General features: G+C 72.0%; 8 protein-coding genes and 1 tRNA gene. 4 read left to right on the forward strand and 5 right to left on the reverse strand.

Going from position 1 to position 7,422, the window contains the following annotated elements; all coding sequences use genetic code 11:
* Nucleotides 1-21: 21 nt before the first annotated feature.
* Together ACFCZF_RS34645 and ACFCZF_RS34650 are read left to right on the forward strand one after the other, a co-directional pair.
* The gene (locus tag ACFCZF_RS34645; RefSeq protein ID WP_376675009.1) at nucleotides 22-798 is read left to right on the forward strand and encodes a sulfite exporter TauE/SafE family protein; all 777 of its coding nucleotides are present in this window, start codon (nucleotides 22-24) and stop codon (nucleotides 796-798) included.
* A gap of 69 nt (nucleotides 799-867) precedes the next feature.
* A complete protein-coding gene (locus ACFCZF_RS34650) occupies nucleotides 868-1,638 on the forward strand; it encodes a cobalt-precorrin-6A reductase (RefSeq protein ID WP_376675010.1) in 771 nt (256 codons plus the stop codon).
* On the opposite strand, the gene ACFCZF_RS34655 is transcribed toward ACFCZF_RS34650, so the two are convergent.
* From ACFCZF_RS34655 to ACFCZF_RS34665, 3 genes are all read right to left on the reverse strand, one after another.
* A complete protein-coding gene (locus ACFCZF_RS34655) occupies nucleotides 1,625-3,697 on the reverse strand; it encodes an MDR family MFS transporter (RefSeq protein ID WP_376675011.1) in 2,073 nt (690 codons plus the stop codon). The genes ACFCZF_RS34650 and ACFCZF_RS34655 overlap by 14 nt on opposite strands.
* 90 nt (nucleotides 3,698-3,787) lie before the next feature.
* Complete coding sequence (gene cobF, locus ACFCZF_RS34660) at nucleotides 3,788-4,561, reverse strand: precorrin-6A synthase (deacetylating) (protein ID WP_376675012.1); 774 nt, start codon at nucleotides 4,559-4,561, stop codon at nucleotides 3,788-3,790.
* Between the two features lie 140 nt (nucleotides 4,562-4,701).
* A complete protein-coding gene (locus tag ACFCZF_RS34665) occupies nucleotides 4,702-5,241 on the reverse strand; it encodes a DUF309 domain-containing protein (RefSeq protein WP_376675013.1) in 540 nt (179 codons plus the stop codon).
* A gap of 100 nt (nucleotides 5,242-5,341) precedes the next feature.
* Between ACFCZF_RS34665 and ACFCZF_RS34670 the strand changes: the two genes are divergently transcribed.
* A tRNA-Pro gene (locus ACFCZF_RS34670) sits at nucleotides 5,342-5,415 on the forward strand.
* A 110-nt stretch (nucleotides 5,416-5,525) separates the two neighbouring features.
* Here the strand turns inward: ACFCZF_RS34670 and ACFCZF_RS34675 are convergent.
* Nucleotides 5,526-5,948, reverse strand: coding sequence for an ankyrin repeat domain-containing protein (locus tag ACFCZF_RS34675; protein WP_375920167.1), 423 nt, complete (start codon nucleotides 5,946-5,948; stop codon nucleotides 5,526-5,528).
* Nucleotides 5,945-6,388: a MarR family winged helix-turn-helix transcriptional regulator gene (locus ACFCZF_RS34680; RefSeq protein ID WP_376675014.1), complete on the reverse strand. Its 444-nt coding sequence runs from the start codon at nucleotides 6,386-6,388 to the stop codon at nucleotides 5,945-5,947. The genes ACFCZF_RS34675 and ACFCZF_RS34680 overlap by 4 nt, the downstream gene beginning before the upstream one ends.
* Nucleotides 6,389-6,559: 171 nt before the next feature.
* Here ACFCZF_RS34680 and ACFCZF_RS34685 point away from each other — a divergent pair, with 171 nt between their 5' ends.
* On the forward strand, nucleotides 6,560-7,114 hold the full coding sequence (locus tag ACFCZF_RS34685) for a quercetin 2,3-dioxygenase (protein WP_376675015.1): 555 nt from the start codon (nucleotides 6,560-6,562) through the stop codon (nucleotides 7,112-7,114).
* Nucleotides 7,115-7,422 lie beyond the last annotated feature (308 nt).

Genomic DNA, 7,422 nt, shown 5'->3' on the forward strand with positions numbered 1-7,422 from the left:
CGCATAGCATCGGTGCCCGCAATGGACACCATGACGCTGTGGCACCTCACCGGCTGGGAATTCGCCGCACTCGCCTTCGCGGCCCTGCTCGTCGGCTTCTCCAAGACCGCCGTGAGCGGGGCCAACACGGTCAGCCTCGCGATCTTCGCGGCGGTCCTGCCGGCCCGCGCCTCCACCGGCATCCTGCTGCCGGTGCTGATCGCCGGTGACATCCTGGCCGTGCTCACCTACCGGCGCCACGCGCACTGGCCCACGCTGTGGCGGCTGTTCCCGGCGGTGGCGGTCGGCGTGGTCGCGGGCACCCTGTTCCTGGTGTGGGCCGACGACGCGATCGTCCGGACGTCGATCGGTGTGATCCTGCTGTTCATGGCCGGGGTGACGATGTGGCGCCGACGGCAGGCCGCCGACGCGGACGGGCAGCCCGACGAGATCACCTCCCGGACCGGCCGCGTGAAGGCCCGCTCGTACGGCGTCCTCGGCGGCTTCACCACGATGGTCGCCAACGCGGGCGGCCCCGTGATGTCGATGTATCTCCTCTCCGCGGGCTTCCGCAAGCTCGGCTTCCTCGGCACCTCGGCCTTCTTCTTCCTGATCGTCAACGTCTCCAAGCTGCCCTTCAGCGCCGGCCTCGGCCTGATCGACGGCCGCTCGCTGCTTCTCGACGCCGCGCTCGTGGTGTTCGTGGTGCCCGGGGCGTTCATCGGCAAATGGGCCGTGACCCGGATCAACCAACGTCTGTTCGAGCGGCTGGTGATCGCGGCGACGGTGGTGGGGGGCCTCCAGCTCCTACTGACCTGACGGACCGTAGGGCAGGCGCCGTGCCTTTCCCGCGACCTGATCCGCCGGACAGGCCCTAGTCTCGACGCCATGTCCCGCCTGCCCCCGTCCCCGCACGTGCTGATCCTCGGCGGCACCACCGAGGCCCGTAGCCTGGCCGCCGAGCTGGCGGCGCGATCCGGCGTCCGCGTCACCACCTCCCTCGCGGGACGTGTGACCCGGCCGGGCTCCCTCGCCGGGGAGGTGCGGACCGGCGGCTTCGGCGGACCCGAAGGGCTGGCCGCCTGGCTGCGCGAGCAGCACGTGGACGCTCTCGTCGACGCGACCCACCCGTTCGCCGGGACGATCACGGCGAACGCGGTGCGCGCCGCGGCGGCCACCGGCATCCCCGCGGTGACCCTGCGCCGCCCCGGCTGGCAGGCCGGACCCGGCGACCACTGGCACCCGGTCGCCTCCCTCGCCGAGGCGGCCGACCTGCTGCCGGACCTCGGCCGCCGCGTCTTCCTGACCACCGGACGACTGGGCCTGGCGGCCTTCGCGCACCTGACCGACCACCACTTCGTCGCCCGCTCGGTGGAGCCTCCCGAGCCACCCCTCCCACCGGACACCCGCGTGCTGCTGGCCCGCGGCCCGTTCACGGAGGCCGACGAGACGGCCCTCCTGCGCGACCACCGCATCGACGTACTGGTGACCAAGGACAGCGGGGGAGCGGCCACCGCGGCCAAACTCACCGCGGCCCGGGAGCTGGCCCTCCCGGTGGTGGTCGTCCGCAGACCCCCGCTGCCGACCGGCGCGGAGGCGGTGTCCGACGTGCCGGCGGTTCTGGAGCGGTTGGAGCGGCTGGGGCTCAGCGGGCCGTGACCGGCTGCCGCACGTGGTCCGGCAGGCCGCTGCTCAGGTCCTCGACCAGCAGGCGCTTGGCGATCGAGTCGACCGCGGCACGCAGGTCCGTGTCCGAGGGCCGGCCGATGTCCTGCTCCACCCGGTCCTCCAGCCACGCCGACCAGGCCCGGCCGATGACCAGGGCCTCGCGGGCGCCCGCCTCGGTGTGGGAGAGCAGGGAGCCGTGGCGGGTCAGGAAACCCTCCTCGACCATGCGGTCGAAGACCGGCAGCAGCACTTCCGGCGGCAGCCGGCGGCGAGCGGCGATCAGGCCGAGGCTGGCGTGCCCGACCAACCGCGTGAACAGGTCGACCTGCATGACGGCCCAAGCGCCGGCGACATCGAGCCGGGTGTCGCTGTCCGCGATGATCCGGCGCGCGGTGTCCAGCTCCGTACTGCCGATGATCTTTCCGACGGAGGCCTCCAGCGCCCGCCTGTTGTCGGCGTCGTGCGGTGAGGCGAAGCCCTCGCCCATGTCGGTGGAACCCAGCCGGGCGCTGTCGCGCAGCTGGACCTGCTTGAGGAACAGCGCGACGAGGAAGCCGAGCGCCGCGACCGGGACCGTCCACAGGAACACGGTCTGGATGGTGTCCGCGTACGCGCCGACGATGGGCACCGACGCGTCCGGCGGCAGCCGGTGCACGCCCTCCGGACTGGTCGCCGCCCTGCTGATCGCGGCCGGATCGGCGGCGCCGGTCCCCGCGGCGGCGGCGACGCCGTCCCGCAGGTTGGGGCCGAGCGCGTTGGCGTAGATGGTGCCGAAGACGGCGGTGCCGAAGGAGCTGCCCAGCGTGCGGAAGAAGGTGACGCCGGAGGTCGCGGTGCCGAGGTCGGCGTAGTCGACGGTGTTCTGCACGGCGATGGTCAGCACCTGCATGGACAGGCCGATGCCCGTGCCGAGCACGAACATGTACAGCGACTCCAGCCAGGCGCCCGTGGACGGGTCCATGAGCGACATCAGATACAGGCCGACGCCCATCACCAGGGTGCCCACGATCGGGAACAGCCGGTACCGCCCCGTCTTGCTGACCACGCTGCCGCTGAAGACCGAGGCGATCAGCAGCCCGGCCACCATTGGCAGCGTGCGGACGCCCGAGACGGTGGCCGAGTCGCCGTCGACGTACTGCAGATAGGTCGGCAGATACGTCAGCGCGCCGAGCATCGCGAAGCCGACGATGAAGCTGAGGATCGAGCAGACCGTGAACACCGGGTTGGAGAACAGCCGCATCGGCAGCATCGGTTCGGCCGCCCGGGTCTCCACCCAGCAGAACAGCCCGAGCGCGATCAGCCCGCCCGCGAACAGGCCGATGATCACGGCCGAACCCCACCCGTACTCGTTCCCGCCCCAGCTGGTCGCCAGGATCAGGGCGCTCGCGCCCACCGCGACCAGCGCGATGCCCAGGTAGTCGATGACGGGCTGGGCGGCCGACTTCACCACCGGGATGGTGCGCGCGGCGGCGATGACGACGACGATCGCGATGGGCACGTTGACGTAGAACGCCCAGCGCCAGGACAGGTGGTCGGTGAACAGCCCGCCCAGCAGCGGCCCGATGACCGTCGCCACCCCGAACACCGCGCCGATGGCGCCCTGGTACTTGCCGCGCTCCCGCAGCGGGATGACGTCGGCGATCAGCGCCATCGACGTGACCATCAGACCGCCCGCGCCGACGCCCTGCATCGCCCGCCAGATGATCAGCAGCGGCATGCTCGTGGCCAGCCCGCACAGGAACGAGCCCGTGATGAACACGATCGCCGAGACCTGGAAGACGACCTTGCGGCCGAACATGTCGCCGAACTTGCCGACCAGCACCGTCGCCACGGTCTCGGCGAGCAGGTACGAGGTGACCACCCACGACATGTGCTCGCCGCCGCCCAGGTCCGACACGATCGTCGGCAGCGCGGTGCCGACGATCGTCTGGTCGAGGGCCGCGAGCAGCATGCCCAGCATGATCGTGACGAAGACGACGTTGCGGCGGCGCTTGTCGAGCACGGGCGGCTGGGCGGCGGCGTTCCGTGGCGTTTCCTCGGCGACTGTCACACGGTCACGATCACACCGGTGCACCGGCCACGCATGCGGGGACGGTCCGCCCGGGTGCGGCCGTCGGGCCGGGCCGGGCAGCCGGTCCGGCTAGCCGTCGCCGGGGTTGCGCCGCAGCAGATACGTGTCCATGATCCAGCCCTTGCGCTCCCGCGCCTCCGCGCGCAGCCGCTCGATGCGGGGCGCGGCCTCGGCGATCGGGCCGGAGGCGAGGATCTCGTCCGGAGTGCCTATGTAGGCGCCCCAGTAGATGTCGATGTCCTGGTCCGCGTACTGCCGGAAGGTCTGGTGGGCGTCGAGCATCACCACGACGTCGTCCACCCCTTCCGGGAAGCCCTCCGCGAGCCGCCGCCCGGTGGTGATCTGCACCGGCCGCGCCACCCGGTTCAGCCCGGTCCGGTGCCGGGCGACGAGTGAGGAAACGCTGCTGATGCCCGGTACGACGTCGTATTCGAAGGCCACCGTGCCGCGCTCCAGGATCTCCTCCAGGATGCCCAGCGTGCTGTCGTAGAGCGCCGGGTCGCCCCACACCAGGAAGGCACCGCTCTCGTCCTCGCCCAGCTCCTCGGCGATCAGCCGCTCGTAGATGCCGGCGCGGGCACTGCGCCAGTCCCCGACGGCGGGGGAGTACGCCGTGCCGCCCGCGCTCCGGTCCCGCTCGGGGTCGCGCGCCTCGACGATCCGGTACGTCCCCTCCGGTATGTGCGTCTCCAGCATGTCCCGGCGCAGCCGCACCAGGTCGGCCTTCACCTCGCCCTTGTCCAGGACGAAGAACACGTCCGTGCCGCGCAACGCCCTGACCGCCTGCAAGGTGAGCTGTTCGGGGTCGCCCGCGCCGATACCGATCACATGAATCTTCCGCACGCCACGAGTCTGCCGTACGCCACTGACAACGCCCTGGCCGGGCTGCCCTCAGCACTGCGGCGGGGTTGTCCTCACCACTGCGGCGAGACTTCCTCAAGCGCTGCGGCGAGACTTTCTCAAGCGCTGCGGCGGGGCCGGCGTCAGCCCCGCAGCCGTGGTGCCCGTGCCCCCGCGTCCACGGTCGCGCCGCCCTCCACGTCCTGTGCCAGCTCCCGGGCCCACCCGGCGACCCGGTCCAGGTCCATCCCGTACGGCCGCCCCCGCCCGGACGCCGAAGCCGCCCACGCGGTCACCGCCCCGGCCCCGCGCCGTAGCAGCCTGGCCCCGCCGGTGACGTTGCCGCGAGCCGCGTGCGTGAGTCCCACGGCCAGCTGGGCCATCCCCCGCCACAGCTCCCGCTCCTCCTCGGGACCCGACTTCCAGGCGTCCTCGAACACCTCGTGGGCGTGGAAGGGCCGCCCCGCGTCCAGCAGCCGCTGTGCCTCGGCGACCGTCTCCTCGGGGGCACGTACGACGCCTTCCGGCTGGCGGGGGACGCCGTCCTCGCCGTACGGCAAGGGGCGGCCGAGGCCGTCCCGGGGCCGGGCGTTGCGCGCCCGGCCCTCGTCGTCGCGGTCCCGCGCGTCCACCGGACGGTTCGCGGCCGTGCTGTCCATGGGGCTGTCGGCAGGGCTGTCCATGGGACCGATTGTCCCCCGCCCGCGCCCGCTTAGGAGTGGCCCGGGGTGTGGGGTAAAGTGCTGTCCGCGTGATCGCGCGGTTCGCCGCGCGTCAGCAGACCGGGACGTGGCGCAGCTTGGTAGCGCACTTGACTGGGGGTCAAGGGGTCGCAGGTTCAAATCCTGTCGTCCCGACGGTGTGAAGAGCCTTCACGGGCGAGAAAACCGTGAAGGCTCTTTTGCTGTGCCGCGCCGTGCTGTGCCGCGCCGCCGGATGCGCCCCGTGCCGCCCTTCGCGCCGGGGATCACGACCGCGGGCGTGCCCCCGCCGCGACGAGCAGGTCCACCGTCTCCGGATACGGTCCCTTCGACGCCCAGTCGAGCGGTGCCCAGCCCGTGCCGTGGTCCTCCCGGAGGTTCGGGTCGGCGCCGTGTTCGAGGAGTGCGCGGACGGCCTCGGTGTGTCCCCAGCAGGCGGCCCCGCACAGCGGTGTGCCCTCCGAGCCGATCCCGCTCTCCGTGTCGGGCGAGGCGCCGGCCGCCAGCAGTACGCGGACGATGTCGGCGGCCCCGTTCACGGAGGCCTGGTACAGCGGCGTGGTGCCCGCGGCGTCGGCCGTCTCGGCCGGTGCTCCGGCTCGGAGTACCGCTTTCACCAGTGCGATGTCGCCGATCAGCGTCGCGTCGACGAGACGCCGGGACAGTTTCTTGTGCCGTCGCCTGTTCACGGGGCCTCCACGACCGGCGGCTCGCCGCGCGGCAGGGTCAGGGCGGTCCGCAGTGCCGTGGCCTGGGCGACGCCGATGCGGTCGGCCAGGACGTCCTCGATGACGTCGAGGGTGGCCTGGGCACGTCGGTGGACGCGGGTGCCCTCCGTGGTGATACGGATCAGGCGGTTGTGTGCCGAGGAGGGGTCCGGCACCTGTTCCAGCAGACCCAGGGCGAGCAGTCCGTGCACGGCCTGGTGGGCGGTCTGACGCGTGACGCCGAGGCGGCGGGCGAGCTCGGCGACCGTGGTGCCCTCCGCGTCCAGGAGGGCGAAGACCTGACCCTGGGCGCTGCTCAGCGGCTGTTCGCCGGCCGCCCGCATGCTCGCCGTCAGCGCGTCGTCGAGCCAGCGCTTGGCTCCGGCCAGCAGCAGGGGCAGGTTCTGTACGGCTTCCGTCATGTCTCCTCGGGTTCCTTCGGCTCCGAGCATACGGGCAGCTTCGCCAGGTGATTCCGCCATTTCTCGCGCACGGAGCTGTTCACGGGGCTGTTGCCGACTTCATGTGTCAGGTAGCCTGACGCCCACTCGAAACGTCAGGTAGCCTGACGGAAGAATCGATCGGAGGCTTCCGTGACCATCGAATTCGCCAGGCGCTCGCACTCCCTCATCCCCGCCGAACCGGGCAAGCCCTACTTCATCGAGAAGGGCATGGGCGACCGCGCCCACCTCTTCGGCGACCTGATCACCGTCTACGCGGGCGGACCGCAGACCGAGAACACCTTCAACTTCTTTACCTGCGAGGGCCCCAAGGGCGACATCATCCCGGCCCACTCCCACCCGGACACCTACGAGGTCTTCTTCGTGACGCAGGGCGCCGTCCGGCTCTTCGTGGAGGACCTCCAGGGCGAGCAGGAGGAGAAGCTGCTCACCGCCGGCGACTTCGGCTTCGTACCGAAGAACTGCCCGCACGCCTACCGCATCGAGCGCCACCACAGCCAGATCGTCGGCGTCGCGGCCGGTCCCGGCGGCACCTTCGAGCGGTTCTTCGAGACCCTCGGCACCGACACCGGCGAACTCGGGCTGCCGCGACGGCCGTTCGTGCCCGAGTCGCACAAGTTCGGTACCGTGCCGCAGCAGTACGACGTGACCTTCCTGCCCGACCACCAGTGGCGCACGCGAAGCTGAGGGCACGGTTGCGTACGTATGGGCGCTGCTCGCCGGCTCTCTCGTGGGCGCGCTGTACGCCGCCCTGAAAGGTGAAGTCCCCGGCGCCCCCGCCGGCCGCCCTGTTCGGCCTGCTGGGCATGGTCGCGGGCCAGGCTCTGCCGGGGATGCTGTGAGGTCCGTACTCGTCCGTGCGCGCGGCCCCGTGCCCCGCCCGACCCCGCGACGCTGCCCCCGCCGTCCGCCGTCCGCCGTCCGCCGTCCGCCGCCCGCCGCCCGCCGTCCGCCGTCCGCCGTCCGCCGCCTGCCGCCTGCCGCCTGCCGTCCGC

The sequence above is a fragment of the Streptomyces sp. NPDC056296 genome (genome assembly GCF_042268605.1).
GTDB lineage: Bacteria > Actinomycetota > Actinomycetes > Streptomycetales > Streptomycetaceae > Streptomyces.